Origin of the sequence: Algoriphagus sp. Y33, assembly GCF_014838715.1 — a bacterium.
Lineage (GTDB): Bacteria > Bacteroidota > Bacteroidia > Cytophagales > Cyclobacteriaceae > Algoriphagus.
Genome location: NZ_CP061947.1, coordinates 5,633,620 through 5,649,125 on the forward strand (window position 1 = coordinate 5,633,620; position 15,506 = coordinate 5,649,125).

A 15,506-nucleotide genomic window follows, 5' to 3' on the forward strand; every position below is an offset into this window, starting at 1 on the left:
GAGTATGTTTTCGTAACGAAGCCTAATACATAACCCGAAATTAATTTCTCTTCCTAAACTCAGTAGGAGTGACTCCGCAATATTTTTTGAACTGTCTACAGAAATGGCTTTCATCGGTAAAACTGAACTCATGGGCAATTTCTGATAGGGTAAGCTTGCTATAGGTAAGTCTGGCTTCAATCAGTCCGAATTTATAATTTGTAATGTACTGTTTGATGGATTCACCAACTTGTTTCTTGAAAAAAATACTGATGTAATTTGGTGCCATGTTAAATTTCTCTGCCAACACTTCGATTCTCAGCTTTGAAGGGGAATAGATATTTTTCTTTACATACAATAAGATAGACTCAACAGAATCGGAATAGGACAAAATCTGACCTGCTTCGTCGGACTGCCTTAGTTTTCTGGCAAGAATAATCAAAATAGTTCGCATCAGGCTGTCACGAACTATTTCATAATAGGGAGATTGCTTATTGTCATATTCACTCTCAAGGACCGAAAGCAAATTTAACAGCTTAGCTTTATCCTGTTTTTCTCTTATTAATGAGCCACGGCTTTGCAAAGGAATATGGAGCAAAGTTTCTATGATGGATTTCCCTTTGGATTCATCGCTTAGAGATAGTATTCTACTAAAGGGCTCATTGAATCGAATAAAACAAAACTCGGTTAATTCCCTGATGTCAAAGGAATGAAAATCCTCAGGTCCTAAGAGAAACACATCCCCATACCCATAGTCAAAGCGGTTGCCATTGAGGTGATGTACTCCACTTCCTCTAAGTATAAAAATAATCTCGAAGTATGTGTGATTGTGGAGTGGGTGCTGCCATTCACCGGCTTCAAAATGGTAAATGTTAAAAGGAGTATGTAATAAATAGCGTTTCATCGGTGTCGAATTTGCTATGAAATGTACCTATTAATAATGGGTTTATACAATTTGATTCGAATGACGGCGACCTAACTTTGACTTTATTAACCTATAAAGGCGACAGTATGAATTTCTTTGTGATTGTACTAGTATCTATCTTAACGGTTATTTTCCAGCCGTCAAAGGAAACGAATGACGGATGGGAGGTGCTTTTAGATAGCCAGTTGACAAATTGGGAAAATTACCTCAGCTATAGACACAAGCCTGGATACAATGGAAAAGTACCACAAGATGTCAATGGTGTGGACATCGAGCCTATTGGCTACAACAAAGATGAATTTGGTGTTTTTACAATTCTGGATGAGCCGGATGGTCCGATTCTGCGGGTGAGCGGTGAAATATATGGTAGCATTTTTACCCGAAAGTCCTATAGGAATTATCACTTAAAACTTCAGGTAAAGTGGGGCATAGACAAATATGAACCGCGAAAAGAGTTACTGAGGGACTCAGGAATTCTGTACCATTCCATCGGTGAAGCCGGAGTTGAATACTGGAGGTCTTGGATGCTTTCACAGGAATTTCAGGTGATGGAAGGCCACATGGGTGACTTTTGGTGTCAGGCTACTTCGGGTATTGATATCCGGTCTTTTCCCCCGGAAGGGGACAAAATGAGCCCGGTAGCAGATGTAACCCAACCGTTTCGTCCCTTCCAAAGTGGCGGAGATGTCTTCTGTCTGAGGTCAGCCAACTTTGAAACTCCCGAGGGAGGATGGACTACACTCGAACTCATTACGTTTGAGGAGAAGAGCCTTCATATCGTCAACGGTAAGGTAGCTATGGTATTGGAAAACTCACGCTATAAAAATGAAGATGGCAAGAATGTTCCTCTGGTCGAAGGGAAAATCCAGTTGCAAAGCGAGGCAGCAGAAGTCTTTTACAAAGATATTCAAATTAGGCCGTTGACAGAGATGCCGAAGAACTACGAGGGGTTATTTGATGAATAAGCAGGGAATGGTATATTCAAATTAATCCCAATGAGTTTGTTTACAAACTGAACAGATTTCGATGAAAAGATGTTTGAGAGCTTATTAGAGACGTTTTAATTTTACCTTGGGCGAACGCTCATTTAAGGAGATAAAATAATAAATGAAAAAAATAGGATTTCTATCCTTTGGTCACTGGGCAAATCACCCTGCTTATGATGCAAATACTGCAAGCGATACTTTGCTTCAGTCCATTGATCTGGCGGTGGCAGCCGAAGAAATCGGGATTGATGGTGCGTATTTTAGAGTACATCACTTTGCCCAACAATTGGCGTCACCGTTTCCTTTGTTAGCTGCTATAGGGGCTAAAACCCAAAAAATTGAAATCGGAACCGGTGTCATCGATATGCGTTATGAAAACCCACTGTATATGATAGAAGATGCAGGTGTTGCCGATTTGATATCTGAAGGTAGATTACAGCTAGGAGTCAGCAGAGGTTCACCGGAGCAGGTAATTGACGGATGGAAGTATTTCGGCTACGGTTTGGAAGATGGTGAAACCGATGCCGACATGGGGAGAAGGAAAGCACTGGAATTTTTTAACAAACTAAACGGCGTTGGCTTTGCACAGCCTAACCCCAACCCAATGTTTCCGAACCCACCTGGATTGTTGAGAGTAGAGCCGCATTCAGAAGGATTGCGTGACCGTATTTGGTGGGGTTCTGCTTCGGATGCTACTGCCGTTTGGGCGGCAGAAATAGGCATGAACCTACAAAGTTCAACCTTGAAATACGACGAGAGCGGAAAACCATTTCACATTCAGCAAGCCGAACAAATCAGAGCCTACAAAGAAGCCTGGAAAAAAGCGGGACATCAGCGGGAACCGAGAGTTTCGGTGAGCCGATCCATTTTTGCATTGGTCAACGATCAGGATAAGTATTATTTTGGACGCGAAGCAAATAGAACCGATAAAGTAGGAATGATAGAAGCCGATAAACGTGCGATTTTCGGTAGAAGTTATGCTGCCGAGCCCGAGCAATTGATCAAAGAGCTTGCTCAGGATGAAGCGATTCAGGAAGCAGACACGTTATTATTGACCATTCCCAATACACTGGGAGTAGCTTACAATGTGCACGTGCTCGAATCCATTTTAAACTTTGTAGCGCCTGAATTGGGTTGGCGCTAAGAGAGGATGTAAATGGCTGTAAAAATCCGTTATAAAACAAAAATTGCCATCATAGGAGCTGGGCAAGCCGGACTTTCTGCCGGGTACCACCTCAAAAAAATGGGATGGGAAATCGGTTCGGATTTCATCCTGTTAGACGGAGCACAGCAGGCAGGTGATGCTTGGCAATCCCTATGGGATTCCTTGAGCACACTGAACCGGATTAATGATTTGCAGGTGAAGTGAGGCTTCACGATCCAGGGTATGGAGTCTTGCCCTAAGGCCATAAACGAGCCGGTTTTTTCTCTGAGTGTAATGAGCCTGCCAAAAGCTCGCACTCCAGTCTTTTTTTCATAAGCCCGCACTCCGTTTGTAGGTGGGTATTTTTTTCCACTTCGAGCTGAGCTTCAAGTTCTGCTCTACTTTTAGTTCTTTCCAATGAAAGTTGCTGCTGAGAAGAAGCTTTTAGTCTAAAATGATAGGGTCGGTACACAATGCACGATTCAACCCGCATTATGCATTAGCATTTCTACGCCACGGCGTACAAGTTATTGCAATTAATGGTCTCTTAACGAAACCTAATGCAAAATCGGGGTTCAACAATTCAATGTTGCGAAATAGTCATGGCATAATCATCACTTTCAGATTTGACGGTTTTGAATAGGTTTTGCGAAAAAGCTACCCATCAAATTCCATCACCCTGCCGGCAAAGATGGGACTCAAAAGTATCAGAGAAAAAAACATCTCAACTTTATCGATATGGGTCAATAGTGAAATTGACAATAAAATTAAATGATCAGGAGTTTAACCCTGTAGAGCACAATCACCACATAGTTTTGCATCACAGAAGAGGAGCTGTGTTCAAGCAATTGCAGTCTCCCTATACATAGGCTCAATTCTTCAATACAAAAACCGATTCGCTTCAACCCCCTTCGTTCCCGTCTTTACCAAAAAAACATCCCCACTCATAGGGAATTCTTTTAATTGACCTGAACTCATATTTTCCTGTGCGGTGGTGATCAAAAGCATGTCCAGGTTCTCTCCTCCAAAAGCACAGGAGGTCACGTGGGGAACAGGTAAGTCAATTTTCTCGATTAATTCTCCCGTCATTGGGTTCCAGCGATATACACCCGAACCTCCATAATGTGCCACCCAGAGCATTCCTTCTTGGTCTATGCACATTCCGTCCGGCATTCCCATTCCTTCAGGAATATCGATAGCAATCCTTTCAAACTCAAGAGTTCCTGCATTCAAATCAAAATGATATGCCTTGATTTGTCGGGTAGGTGTGTCAATAAAATAAAAAGTCTGATTATCCTCAGTCCAGGCCATTCCATTGGAAATGGTCAATTGATCCAGCTGCTTATCCGGATTTAGATCCTTGCTGACTTTGTAAAGTGAGCCTGAGCCTTCAGTGAATTTTGTGCTGAGCGTTCCTATCCAAAGCCGCCCTTTTGCATCACACTTTCCGTCATTGAAGCGGTTGAGTGGAAGATCCGTTTCTACTTCTGCCAACCATTTCAGCTGATCCGTATCCAAATCGTAAGATGCGATTTTACGATCGAGCGCAAGAATCAACTCATCGTCTTTTCCTTCCAAGACTAATGTTAGTCTATGGGAAAATGATTTTATAGTTGTGTTTTCTGTCGGTAGGTGATGTTCATATAATTTGCCATTCTCAATATCTACCCAGAAAAAACTTTGGCGCTTTCGGCTCCAAAAGGGGCTTTCTCCGAGATGGCAATGGGATGCAGAAAGCTGTTCGGCAACTAATTTATTTTTCAATGGGAGCAAATTTGAGAGGTTTTGTCTACTGTTCTGTATTTACCTGTGAGGGATTGTGTTGGCATCTTTCGGGACATTCCTGCCTATCATGGGGTATTGTTCCAGATCCACCACCTGACCGCTGATAGGTCCACATTCGTCAGAAAGCCAGTACATCGCAGCCACGGCGATTTCTTCGGGATAAATAAGCCTGCCAGCCGGTGCATAAACCAGGGGCAGCTTCTCAAACCAATCATCAGAAAGTCCATGAGTCCTCTTTCTAGCCACTTCATTTTCCGTCAAAACCCAGCCGGGATTGATCTGATTGACCCGCACCCCTTTTTCGCGGAAAAGTGAATCTCCAAGGTTTCTGGTCATGGTCATCAAAGCTCCTTTGGAAATACTGTATGCCAAAAGATTATGTTCTCCGCCCCAGGCATTGATTGATCCTATATTCAATACTGCTCCATGATTTTCGATCAAATGAGGGAGTGCCGCCTGGATAAGTAAGCACGGGGCAACGGTATTTACTTCTAAAATCCGATTCAAAAATTCCTTATCTGTATCCAGAATCGTAGATGCTGCTACGATCGCAGCGTTATTTACTACACTGTCCAGTCTGCCCCAAGAACGAATTGCCAACTCCACCAGTCTTTGCGGAGCACCCGCATTGGAGATGTCTTCTATATGCAGTTTAGCATTAGAATCACCCAACTCCGAAACAACTTGGGTTCCCAAGTCTTCCTCCAGTCCATGAATGATTACTTTTGCTCCTTCGGAAACAGCCTTTTCGGCAATTGCTTTGCCTATGCCCATCGTGCTTCCTGTGACAATTATGACCTTGTTTTTTAGTCGCATAGTATAGGTTTTTATTAAAAATCAATTTCTCCTTGCTAGCTCTTTTTATCCGGATAAAGCCAAGATGGACTGATAGCAATTTTCAAACGAACCTGTCCTACAGGGGACAGAATATAAGGAAAATTGAAAAATGCTATTTCCTGAATTGTGAAAAGCTTATGGTGACTTACTTATCTATTAACCGATAGATCAGATAATTTTCTTGATTGAAAGGATTTTTATGAGCCGCACGTAGTCCTTATCCCCATGCTTTTCTTAGAAATTTCAGCCAGTTCTTTTGCATTACTTTTTCAATATCCACTTCCGAAAAACCTCTTTTGCGCAATAAATCAGGGATAGTATTCAGATCAGTAATGGTCTTGAGATCTGCGGGGCATTGCTCCGTGCCAAAAGCACCGTCCAAATCCGAACCGATTCCTATGTGATTGGCATTGCCCGCAATCTGACAAATATGATCCATGTGATCCAAAACAGTTTCCAATGTCACGCCTCTTTCTTGCGGAGTGGATTTTCCTCTTTCCCATCCCGGACTAAGCATCCATGCATCCATGGCAGCTCCGATCACCGCTCCGCGATCTATCAATGCTTTGATCATTTCGTCCGAAAACTGCCGGTTGTGATCCACCAGTGCCCGGCAGTTATTATGGCTTGCCCAGACGGGGCCATTGTAGATTTCCAATGCTTCCCAAAAGGCCAAATCACACAAATGGGTTGCATCTAGGATAATCCCCAACTCATCCATCTTACGGATAAGTGCTTTTCCTTCTTTGCTCAATGGTGCTGAAGCATCTGTGCCATGTGCGTAGCGACCCGGACCATAGTGGGCCGGGCCAAGAGCGCGAAGCCCGGATTCATAGGCTTTCTCCAAGTAATCCACGCTTACAATAGAGTCGGCTCCTTCTAATGAAAGTATAAAACCCACAGGTTTTCCGGCATTGTCCTCTCCATTTTCCCACAGCGCAAGGTGTGCATCCAACTCGTCAAGATTTCTAATCTGTGCCATTTCGCCTTTTTCTACCATGGCCTGGTACCAAGCGAGCTGACCTTGGGTCTGGGCCCAAGCCTGCTCCGGTGAATGCCAGCCCGGAAGTGAATTTCCGGGAGCTACATAGCGGGCAATTTGTGTGGCGACGACCAGTCCTATAGTTCCCTCTCTTAGTGCCGGCAGAGAAACTACTGCATTACTGCGATCCGGTTTGTCGTTCAGTCCCTTTTCCCGGGCATTGATTTCTGAAACGGGAAGCGTGAGGTCACGATTCCATTCCAGTGCATTCATACTCAGATCTAGGTGGGCATCGATTGTAAACATGGATTAGAAGCTTTGAAGGATGAAAACAGTTGGGATTTTATGAAGATCAAGCGGGAGTTCTTTCCATTCTTGAGCGGTTTTGGTCAGGATCATTTCATCAGAACCCGTGATGTTTTTAGCGATGCACAATTTGGTCTGGGGAGCCAAAGTCTTCAGCAAATCCTCCAGTAATTGGTTGTTGCGAAATGGAGTTTCCATAAAGATTTGCGCTCTTTTCTCACGCAGCGATTCGGCTTCCAGCTTTTTGATAGCGGTAGATTTGTCTTTTTTGTCGATAGGCAGATAGCCATGAAAGGCAAATGACTGACCCGAAAACCCTGAACCCATCAATGCCATAAACATGGAACTCGGACCGGAAAGCGGCACTACCTGAATGCCTTTTTTATGTGCATGTTCTACTGCAAGTGCTCCGGGATCTGCGATGCCCGGGCAGCCTGCCTCGGAGATGATTCCTATATCTGCTCCGTTAATTAGGGGCTGCATCAGTCTATTGATAAACTCCGGTGAAGTGCCCTTATCCAAAATCTCCATATGGATATGATCTAGGTTCACGCCTAGTTTCAGACTGCTGATGTAACGACGGGCAGTCCGCATATTTTCCACCAGATAGACTTTGGTGTTTGTGATTACCTCTTTTACCTGTGGGGTGATGACAGCATCTTGGGTATTGTCGGCCAATACATTGGGAATAAGGAAGAGTTTTCCTTTAGGTTTGGACATTTTATAAGGTGATGTTTGAAAAAGAACGGGAAATTAGACTTTATTAAGTACAGAAACTATGTTCAATTAATATGAAACAGCCGGGATCGTGCCTATTTCAAAAACCTTCTGATTTCTTCTACTACCGCATCCGGTTGCTCGGCATGGAGCCAATGGCCTGCGTCTGCGATGAATTCCACTTCATTATTGGGGAAATATGCATCAATATCATCAAGATCCGATTGCTGGATGTAGCTGGAATTGGAACCTGCCAAGAAAAGTGTAGGTCCTTCAAATTTTTGGCTTTCCGGAAGGGCTTTTCCTACTTCATTGATTTTCTCTGTGACGACAGGAAGGTTGATTTTCCACATAAATCCATCCGAATCCCTTCCCAGACTTTTTAGCAAAAATTGACGGACTCCGATTTCCGGAACGTATTTGGCCAACTCATCATCGGCTTCTTTTCGGGATTGTATCTCAGCCAGATCCAGGGAATTTAATCCATCCAGAATGCTTTGGTGATGCACGGCATAATAGCGGGGTGCAATATCGGCTACGATCAGTTTTTCCACTTTCTCAGGATACTTCAGCGCAAAATTCATCGCTGTTTTGCCGCCCATAGAGTGTCCCATCAGAAATGCTTTAGTCAAGCTTTCACTGTCCATGAGTTCTTTCAAGTCCTCCACCATCACCTCATAGTTCCACTCATCTGATTGGGGCGAATCACCGTGGTTTCGCTGATCTACAAGGTAAAGGGTAAAGTTGTCCTTGAGCTCTTTGGAGATGCTGAACCAATTGTCTGCCGAACCAAAAAGACCGTGAAGGATAATTAATGGCTTACCTGTGCCTATTTTTTTGAAGTTTAATTTCATTTTAGAGTTACGATTTGCGAAATACGATTTACGAGGTTCATTTGTATTCCAACCTCTATTAGTCTATTCAATCTATTTTTACACAAATGGATATGATAAGCTACATCGGGCATCTGACATCCGACATTTTCAAATCTTCCAATTTTATTGCTCAAGCTTCCTCCTATACATCTGAATGGTGTTTTCCAAGCCATAGTACAAAGCATCACATACCAATGCATGACCGATGGAAACCTCATCCAAATAAGGAATGCTTTGCTTCAGGAAGGCTAGATTCTGCAAGTCCAGGTCGTGTCCGGCATTCAGGCCAAGTCCCAATTCCCGCGCCACTTCTGCCACTTCCACATAAGGCTTCACCGCCGAATCACGGTTGAGAGGATACCGGGAGGCATAGGGCTCGGTGTAAAGCTCCACACGGTCAGTTCCTGTAAGCTTAGCCGGCTCAAAGTATTTGATCTCCGGATTGATGAAAATAGATACACGTACGCCTGATTCGTGAAGTTCTGCTACGATATCTTTCAGCATGCTTTGGTTTGAAATAGTGTCCCAACCGTTATTTGAAGTAATCGCTGTAGGCGGATCAGGAACGAGAGTTGCCTGTGCTGGTTTGACCAAGCGTACAAGTTCCATGAAGCGATGGTCCGGATAGCCCTCGATGTTGAATTCTGTCGTGACTACTTTAGACAGATCGATCACATCCTGATAGCGAATGTGGCGTTCGTCAGGTCTTGGGTGGACGGTAATTCCTTGTGCTCCAAAGCGCTCTGCGTCCAGGGCAACTTTTACTACATTTGGATTGTCAGCTCCACGGGCATTGCGCAGAGTGGCGATCTTGTTAATATTTACGCTTAGCTTGGTCATATCCGAGTCGAAAAAGGTATTTTTGTCTGAATTATTAGAAGTGTAACGCAAACTTAGGACTAATGAGTTTAAAGCAGAAAATAGAAAGTGAAATTAAATCAGCAATGATGGCCAAAGACAAAACCCGTTTGGGAGCTTTGAGATCTATCAAGTCGCTGATTCTTTTGGAAGAAACCAAAAGTGGAGCCAAAGCTGAAATCACCGAAGAAGATGAGTTGAAGTTGCTGACCAAAGCCGCGAAGCAGCGAAAAGATTCAGCTGATATCTACGAGCAGCAGTCCCGAACTGATTTATATGATGTGGAAATGGCGGAGTTGAAGGTTCTTCAGGAATTCCTTCCAAAAGCCATGACTGATGAGGAAATCACCGCCGCAATCAAGGAAATAATTGCACAGACAGGTGCTTCCAGCCCCAAAGACATGGGTAAAGTAATGGGGGTTGCCAGCAAGAAGCTGGCAGGAAAAGCCGATGGCAAAGTGATCTCAGAGAAAGTGAAAGCTATACTGAACAGCTAAGTTGAGCATAATAGATATTATTATAGTTGCCATTCTGGCCATGGGAGCCTTCGAAGGATTCCGTACAGGTTTCCTTCTTGGGGTTCTGGGTCTTTTTGGGTTTGTGATTGCCATTATCTTAGGGATATATTTTATGTCCCCTATGAATGACTGGTTGGCCGAAAATGTCACAGAATTCAATCTAGGATTTCCCATTTTCGGTTTTATAGTGATTTTTATTCTTACCCTGATTATCATTAGGATTGTGGGATGGTTACTGAAGCAGATAATGGATATGGTGCTTCTCGGCCCATTGGATGCCACGATCGGGGCTATTTTTGGTGTGGTGAAAGCCGCTTTTTTCATCAGTTTGTTCTTTTGGTTAGCAAGCCTCTTCAAGCTGGATATGCCTGAAAAGTGGATCAAGGATTCTGAGATGCTGTACTTTATTGAGCCAATTGCTCCTGCAATAGTGGCAGCGATAGAACCGTTTTTTCCAAGTGTTGAAGGGAGTTTGAAGCAGTTGGAAGAGATCGTGGAGGAAATCAAAGATGCTACTCTTACTAGATAATTTCGATTCCTTCAGCCACATGCTGGCAGATTTGCTAAGGCAGACAGGCGAGGAATTACTTGTGCTCCGCAATGATGTGTCTTTGAAAGAAATCAAGAAGCTGGTGTTTGATGGGCTGATTTTGTCTCCGGGACCGGGAGTACCGTCTCAGGCAGGGAATTTGACGGAAATCTTATCCTACTATCATGACAAGATTCCTGTGCTGGGCGTTTGCCTTGGCCATCAGGCGATAGGTGAATTTTTTGGGGCAAAATTGAAAAAGAATACTGTTCCTACGCATGGGAAAGTCCATCAAATCCGAAAGGTGAATTCACATATCACAACGTCATTATTGCCTGAACACTTTTATGTAACCCGATACCATTCGTTACAACTATATAATTTACCAAAGGAGCTGGAAGTGATTTTGGAAACTGAGTCCGGGGAAATCATGGGAATTGTGCACTGTGACTTGCCGATTCTGGGGATTCAGTATCACCCGGAAGCCTACTTGACGGAGTACGGATTGGATCTGATGAAGGGGTGGGTGGAAAGCATAAAAGTCGGCAGTCCGAAGGTGATTCTCTGATAGCTGTCTGGTTAGAGCTGGATAATTTCCCTAGTGTACTAGTAAAAATATCGGATAATTTCCCTAGTGTACTAGTAAAAATATCGGATAATTTTACTAGTTTGGATTCAAATGGCTATTTTCTTATGCGTCGAAAGCTTTTCAATGACCTATATCAACATCTCCCCAAAAAAGAGTTTACGATTCTTACAGGGGCGAGACAAACCGGTAAATCCACTTTATTGCGGGACTTAGAAAATGAGTGTAAAAAAGATAAGCTTCCCACCGTTTTCATCAACTTGGAAAATAAAGAACTTTTAAGTCTCCTAGATGCTAACCCTCTGAATGTTTTATCATTCATTTCTTCTCAAAATCAACGCACAATCGTATTTATTGATGAAATTCAATATTTGAGCGATCCTTCTAATTTTTTGAAGCATTTATTTGATGATCACGTTAGCCGCATCAAAATCGTAGCAAGTGGGAGTAGCGCGTTTTATCTGGATGATAAATTTAGAGACTCCTTAGCTGGGAGAAAGAGGATTTTTCAATTAAGAACTTGCGATTTCGAGGACTTTTTGACAATTCAGGATAAGGTAGAGCTGTGGAATGAAGTACTGAATATTCGAAAATTATCAGGATATAAAAGCCTAATGATTGATCGGCTTAAAGTGGAATGGGAAAGGTTCATGATCTATGGAGGTTATCCTTCAGTAGTAACTGAGCCTGACATCAAGGAGAAAAAAGAAATCCTAAGCGAAATACGTAACTCATTTATTAAACGGGATATTTTGGAAGCAGGAGTTCGTAACGAACTTGTTTTTCATCAATTATTCAAAATACTTGCAGGGCAGACTGGGCAGCTGGTTAATTTTAATGAATTAAGTAATACACTTCGGGTGAGGAGTGAAACCATTCATAATTACTTGAGAGTAATGCAAGTGTGTTTTCATGTTGCATTGGTACGACCATTTTATTCGAATCTAAGAAAGGAACTGGTCAAAATGCCTAAAGTTTACTTTTTGGACAATGGTTTAAGAAACAGTCTAATCAATAACTTCCAGGATATTCCATCTAGAAGTGACCGTGGTGAACTGTGGGAACAGACATTATTCAGGATCCTAGCGGATCAGCATGACCTTGATCATATTCGTTTTTGGCGAACAGCGGATGGAAAGGAAGTGGATTTTGTATTACCCGATGCAGAAAACCCATTGGCCATTGAAGCAAAAGTGGATAAAAACTTAATCAAAGAGTCAAAATATCGAGTGTTTCAAGAAGCGTACCCGGCTATCGAATTCAATTTTGGATATCTATACCCTTGGTCAGAAGATTTCTTTCGCAGAAATTTATTTTAAGGATTTGCCCAAACAAGATGACGCTATCCTGAGATTTTCCCTTATAGAGCTATTGGATCTCCTTTTCAAAGCTCTTAAAAAATCAGGTATTCAACTCCTGCAAAATTCTTACCTTTGTCATTGATTATGAAATCGAGCATTATTCTGAAAGTTACAAAGAGTAATGATTAAATACGCTGCGAGATTCCATCTGACAATTGAAAAATAGTTAATACCAGATGAAAAAGAAGCCATTCACAGTTGTCTATGAGGACAACCACCTTTTGATAGTAAATAAAGCTGCCGGCATATTGGTGCAGGGAGATAAGACAGGCGATAAGACGTTGACCGATTACCTCAAGGAATATATTGCCAAAAAGTACGACAAACCCGGAGCAGTTTTTTTACATCCTATTCACAGACTGGATAGACCGGTAAGTGGGCTGGTAGCTTTTGCCCGAACTTCCAAAGGACTGGAGCGCATGATGGAGCTTTTCCGCAAGAGGGAGATACATAAAGTTTATTGGGCCTTGGTAAAGCGAAAGCCCAAAGAAGAATCCGGGAAATTGACGCATTACCTAGTCAAAGACGAGCAGAAAAATGTGGTGACGGCACACGACCGTGAAGTGCCGGGGTCGCAAAAAGCTGAGCTGAATTACAAGACGTTGGGCTTTATGAATGATCATTGGCTGATCGAAGTACGCCCGGTTTCAGGCCGTCCACATCAGATCCGCGTACAGTTGGCATCAATGGGCAGTCCGATCCGTGGAGATATCAAGTATGGCTTTGCAAAGCCAAATCCTGATGCAAGCATCAACTTGCATGCATTCAATCTGGTGTTTGTTCACCCGATAAAAAAAGAGAAGCTTTACCTAAGAGCTGCTGTACCGGAAGAAGAATTCTGGGAGCAATTCCTTGAATTCGAAACCATAAAAACCAAAGATCAGCACTTGGATAACTCCTTTAGCGGATAAATACTTAACCTCCGGGATTTCATTAATCTCGGAGGTTTTTTACTTTTAATGATGAAACAAACCCTAATTATCCTGGCTATAGCACTTTTTTTTGCTGCATGTTCAAGTGAGCAAAATCCAAAAACCATTTACATCGTCCGTCATGCTGAAAAGCAGTTGTCCGAAGATGATCCTGAGCTTTCTGTAGCGGGAAAAGCCCGAGCTGTGAAACTTTCCCAGATCCTAGCTGACAAGGAGATCAAGCACGTTTTTAGTACAGATTTCCGTCGAACAAGATTAACTGCGGAGCGGACCGCAAAAGAAGCTGGCGTAAAGATAGAAGTTTATGATCCTAAAGACCATGATCAACTAGTAGACCAGTTGCGGAGTTTAGAAGGAAATATTTTAGTTGTTGGGCATAGCAATACGATTGGTCAAGTGGCCAATTATTTTGTAGGTGATGGTGAAAAATATGCTGATCTAAAGGATTTCGAATACAATTTCATTTACATAGTTAACCTCGAAAAAGACGGGAATTCGTCTGTTGAGAGGAAAACGTATAAGGATTATTGATCTGAGATAGTCTATGTCATTGTATCCACGATTCAGACTTTCCTTTCCTGAATTTTTCCTTATCTTAAATCGGAATTTTAATTTCTATGAATCGCCCAGAAAACCTCAGACAACTACAGGACAAAGCTAAAATTTGGGATATAGCCGTCATCGGCGGAGGATCCTCAGGACTCGGAGTGGCATTGGATGCTATATCCAGGGGACTTTCGGTTGTTCTTTTCGAAAAAGCCGATTTTGCCAAAGGCACATCCAGCCGCAGCACCAAACTTGTCCATGGAGGAGTAAGGTACCTTGCCCAAGGTGATGTGGGGTTAGTCTTTGAAGCACTAAAAGAGCGGGGCAAGTTGTTGAAAAATGCTCCTCATTTAGCCCATAACCAACCGTTTATTATTCCGGTCTTCACTGCCAAAGACCGGTTTATGTATAGTGTCGGCCTGAAAGTGTACGACTGGATGTCGGGACGGTTGAGTCTGGGGAAATCTCAGTTTATCTCGAAAGAAGAAACGCTCAAGCGACTTCCGGGGCTAAAACCTGATGGCCTTTACGGAGGGGTAGTTTACCATGACGGGCAGTTTGACGATGCGCGGCTTGCGTTGAATCTCGCCCAGTCCGCAGATGAGGCAGGAACCTGTGTACTTAATTATGTCAGCGTAAATAGCCTAGTGAAGAATGCAGATGGGAAGATCACAGGGCTTCATGTCTCGGATAAACTGACACGGAAAAAATACGAAGTGAATGCAAAAATGGTGGTGAATGCAACGGGGGTTTTTGCGGATAAAATCCTAAAAATGGACAACCCTGAAGCATCAAAAATGATCCAGCCAAGTCAGGGGATCCATTTAGTCTTGGATCTTGACTTTTTGGGAGGTAAAGATGCACTGATGATCCCAAAAACCAGAGATGGGAGAGTGCTGTTTGCAGTTCCATGGCATGGAAAGCTTGTGATAGGCACTACTGATACTCTGCGTGAAAAGCCGAAGCTGGAACCTGAAGCACTACAAAAGGAAATTGATTTTGTGCTGGAAACCGCTGCGGGCTATTTGGCTAAGAAGCCGACCAGAGCAGATGTGAAGTCCGTGTTTGCAGGTCTCAGACCTCTCGCAAGACCAAAAGAAGGCAGCACCAAAACCAAAGAGATCTCACGTTCCCACAAAGTGATTTTATCTGAAAGCGGTTTGGTCACATTGACCGGAGGCAAGTGGACGACTTTTAGAAAAATGGGAGAAGATACGGTAGAATATTTCACCCAAGTGACAGGAGAAAAGCTCAAGAAAAGTAAGTCTTTGGATATGAAAATCCATGGTGCCACTAATCGGGTTCCTGCCGGGCATTGGGGCATTTATGGTTTTGATGCCCAGCCTATCCAAGACTTACTAAATGAGAATAAGGCTTGGGAAGCAAAATTACATCCTGATTTTCCCAATATAGAAGCAGAGGTAATCTGGGCTGTAAGGGAAGAGATGGCCGTGAAGGTGGAAGATGTATTGGCGAGGAGGATCCGCATGCTTTTTTTGGATGCTCAGGCTGCCATAGATACAGCTCTCAAAGTGGCCAAGTTGATGGCTGAAGAAATGGGGAAAGATGAACAATGGATAGAGTCGGAATTGGCTGACTTTCACAAGACAGCTTCGAAGTATTTGATAAAAAAATAACCC

17 protein-coding genes are annotated in these 15,506 nt (G+C 43.0%); 10 read left to right on the forward strand and 7 right to left on the reverse strand.

Translation table 11 applies throughout. The features are described from left to right. Window positions 1-40: 40 nt before the first annotated feature. On the reverse strand, window positions 41-883 hold the full coding sequence (locus ID165_RS23135; RefSeq protein ID WP_192347787.1) for an AraC family transcriptional regulator: 843 nt from the start codon (window positions 881-883) through the stop codon (window positions 41-43). Between the two features lie 77 nt (window positions 884-960). Between ID165_RS23135 and ID165_RS23140 the strand changes: the two genes are divergently transcribed. The 3 genes from ID165_RS23140 to ID165_RS23150 all read left to right on the forward strand — a co-directional run bounded on the left by ID165_RS23140 (window position 961) and on the right by ID165_RS23150 (window position 3,259). After that, window positions 961-1,869: a DUF1080 domain-containing protein gene (locus ID165_RS23140; RefSeq protein WP_225586878.1), complete on the forward strand. Its 909-nt coding sequence runs from the start codon at window positions 961-963 to the stop codon at window positions 1,867-1,869. Between the two features lie 142 nt (window positions 1,870-2,011). Next, complete coding sequence (locus ID165_RS23145; protein ID WP_192347788.1) at window positions 2,012-3,034, forward strand: LLM class flavin-dependent oxidoreductase; 1,023 nt, start codon at window positions 2,012-2,014, stop codon at window positions 3,032-3,034. Between the two features lie 12 nt (window positions 3,035-3,046). Continuing rightward, window positions 3,047-3,259, forward strand: coding sequence for a hypothetical protein (locus ID165_RS23150; RefSeq protein ID WP_192347789.1), 213 nt, complete (start codon window positions 3,047-3,049; stop codon window positions 3,257-3,259). A gap of 654 nt (window positions 3,260-3,913) precedes the next feature. On the opposite strand, the gene ID165_RS23155 is transcribed toward ID165_RS23150, so the two are convergent. From ID165_RS23155 to ID165_RS23180, 6 genes are all read right to left on the reverse strand, one after another. Continuing rightward, window positions 3,914-4,798 (reverse strand): SMP-30/gluconolactonase/LRE family protein, encoded by an 885-nt coding sequence (locus ID165_RS23155; RefSeq protein ID WP_192347790.1) that lies wholly within the window; start codon window positions 4,796-4,798, stop codon window positions 3,914-3,916. Between the two features lie 39 nt (window positions 4,799-4,837). After that, complete coding sequence (locus tag ID165_RS23160) at window positions 4,838-5,635, reverse strand: SDR family oxidoreductase (protein ID WP_192347791.1); 798 nt, start codon at window positions 5,633-5,635, stop codon at window positions 4,838-4,840. Between the two features lie 238 nt (window positions 5,636-5,873). Beyond that, window positions 5,874-6,944 carry a dipeptidase gene (locus ID165_RS23165; RefSeq protein WP_192347792.1) on the reverse strand — a complete coding sequence of 357 codons (1,071 nt, stop codon included), beginning with the start codon at window positions 6,942-6,944 and terminating at the stop codon, window positions 5,874-5,876. Window positions 6,945-6,947: 3 nt separating this feature from the next. Then, complete coding sequence (locus ID165_RS23170; RefSeq protein WP_192347793.1) at window positions 6,948-7,664, reverse strand: SAM-dependent methyltransferase; 717 nt, start codon at window positions 7,662-7,664, stop codon at window positions 6,948-6,950. Between the two features lie 92 nt (window positions 7,665-7,756). After that, entirely contained in the window at window positions 7,757-8,515 is a 759-nt protein-coding gene (locus tag ID165_RS23175) for an alpha/beta fold hydrolase (RefSeq protein ID WP_192347794.1), read from the reverse strand. 144 nt (window positions 8,516-8,659) lie between these two features. Then, on the reverse strand, window positions 8,660-9,376 hold the full coding sequence (locus tag ID165_RS23180) for a pyridoxine 5'-phosphate synthase (RefSeq protein ID WP_192351730.1): 717 nt from the start codon (window positions 9,374-9,376) through the stop codon (window positions 8,660-8,662). Window positions 9,377-9,438: 62 nt separating this feature from the next. Here ID165_RS23180 and ID165_RS23185 point away from each other — a divergent pair, with 62 nt between their 5' ends. From ID165_RS23185 to ID165_RS23215, 7 genes are all read left to right on the forward strand, one after another. Continuing rightward, a complete protein-coding gene (locus tag ID165_RS23185; RefSeq protein ID WP_192347795.1) occupies window positions 9,439-9,891 on the forward strand; it encodes a GatB/YqeY domain-containing protein in 453 nt (150 codons plus the stop codon). 1 nt (window position 9,892) lies between these two features. Then, entirely contained in the window at window positions 9,893-10,441 is a 549-nt protein-coding gene (locus ID165_RS23190) for a CvpA family protein (RefSeq protein WP_192347796.1), read from the forward strand. Then, entirely contained in the window at window positions 10,422-11,009 is a 588-nt protein-coding gene (locus tag ID165_RS23195; protein ID WP_192347797.1) for an aminodeoxychorismate/anthranilate synthase component II, read from the forward strand. Before ID165_RS23190 ends, ID165_RS23195 begins: the two co-directional genes overlap by 20 nt. Before the next feature lie 125 nt (window positions 11,010-11,134). Then, window positions 11,135-12,346: an ATP-binding protein gene (locus ID165_RS23200; protein WP_192347798.1), complete on the forward strand. Its 1,212-nt coding sequence runs from the start codon at window positions 11,135-11,137 to the stop codon at window positions 12,344-12,346. Between the two features lie 218 nt (window positions 12,347-12,564). Continuing rightward, a complete protein-coding gene (locus ID165_RS23205) occupies window positions 12,565-13,299 on the forward strand; it encodes an RluA family pseudouridine synthase (RefSeq protein ID WP_192347799.1) in 735 nt (244 codons plus the stop codon). A 51-nt stretch (window positions 13,300-13,350) separates the two neighbouring features. Next, window positions 13,351-13,851 (forward strand): histidine phosphatase family protein, encoded by a 501-nt coding sequence (locus ID165_RS23210; RefSeq protein WP_192347800.1) that lies wholly within the window; start codon window positions 13,351-13,353, stop codon window positions 13,849-13,851. 86 nt (window positions 13,852-13,937) lie between these two features. Continuing rightward, the gene (locus ID165_RS23215) at window positions 13,938-15,503 is read left to right on the forward strand and encodes a glycerol-3-phosphate dehydrogenase/oxidase (RefSeq protein WP_192347801.1); all 1,566 of its coding nucleotides are present in this window, start codon (window positions 13,938-13,940) and stop codon (window positions 15,501-15,503) included. Window positions 15,504-15,506 lie beyond the last annotated feature (3 nt).

What these genes read in the sequence shown, in the direction of transcription:
- ID165_RS23135 (WP_192347787.1), bottom strand. Translation starts at nt 883, where the DNA reads ATGAAACGCTATTTATTACATACTCCTTTTAACATTTACCATTTTGAA.
- ID165_RS23145 (WP_192347788.1), top strand. Translation starts at nt 2,012, where the DNA reads ATGAAAAAAATAGGATTTCTATCCTTTGGTCACTGGGCAAATCACCCT.
- ID165_RS23150 (WP_192347789.1), top strand. Translation starts at nt 3,047, where the DNA reads ATGGCTGTAAAAATCCGTTATAAAACAAAAATTGCCATCATAGGAGCT.
- ID165_RS23160 (WP_192347791.1), bottom strand. Translation starts at nt 5,635, where the DNA reads ATGCGACTAAAAAACAAGGTCATAATTGTCACAGGAAGCACGATGGGC.
- ID165_RS23165 (WP_192347792.1), bottom strand. Translation starts at nt 6,944, where the DNA reads ATGTTTACAATCGATGCCCACCTAGATCTGAGTATGAATGCACTGGAA.
- ID165_RS23170 (WP_192347793.1), bottom strand. Translation starts at nt 7,664, where the DNA reads ATGTCCAAACCTAAAGGAAAACTCTTCCTTATTCCCAATGTATTGGCC.
- ID165_RS23175 (WP_192347794.1), bottom strand. Translation starts at nt 8,515, where the DNA reads ATGAAATTAAACTTCAAAAAAATAGGCACAGGTAAGCCATTAATTATC.
- ID165_RS23180 (WP_192351730.1), bottom strand. Translation starts at nt 9,376, where the DNA reads ATGACCAAGCTAAGCGTAAATATTAACAAGATCGCCACTCTGCGCAAT.
- ID165_RS23185 (WP_192347795.1), top strand. Translation starts at nt 9,439, where the DNA reads ATGAGTTTAAAGCAGAAAATAGAAAGTGAAATTAAATCAGCAATGATG.
- ID165_RS23195 (WP_192347797.1), top strand. Translation starts at nt 10,422, where the DNA reads ATGCTACTCTTACTAGATAATTTCGATTCCTTCAGCCACATGCTGGCA.
- ID165_RS23200 (WP_192347798.1), top strand. Translation starts at nt 11,135, where the DNA reads ATGCGTCGAAAGCTTTTCAATGACCTATATCAACATCTCCCCAAAAAA.
- ID165_RS23205 (WP_192347799.1), top strand. Translation starts at nt 12,565, where the DNA reads ATGAAAAAGAAGCCATTCACAGTTGTCTATGAGGACAACCACCTTTTG.
- ID165_RS23210 (WP_192347800.1), top strand. Translation starts at nt 13,351, where the DNA reads ATGAAACAAACCCTAATTATCCTGGCTATAGCACTTTTTTTTGCTGCA.
- ID165_RS23215 (WP_192347801.1), top strand. Translation starts at nt 13,938, where the DNA reads ATGAATCGCCCAGAAAACCTCAGACAACTACAGGACAAAGCTAAAATT.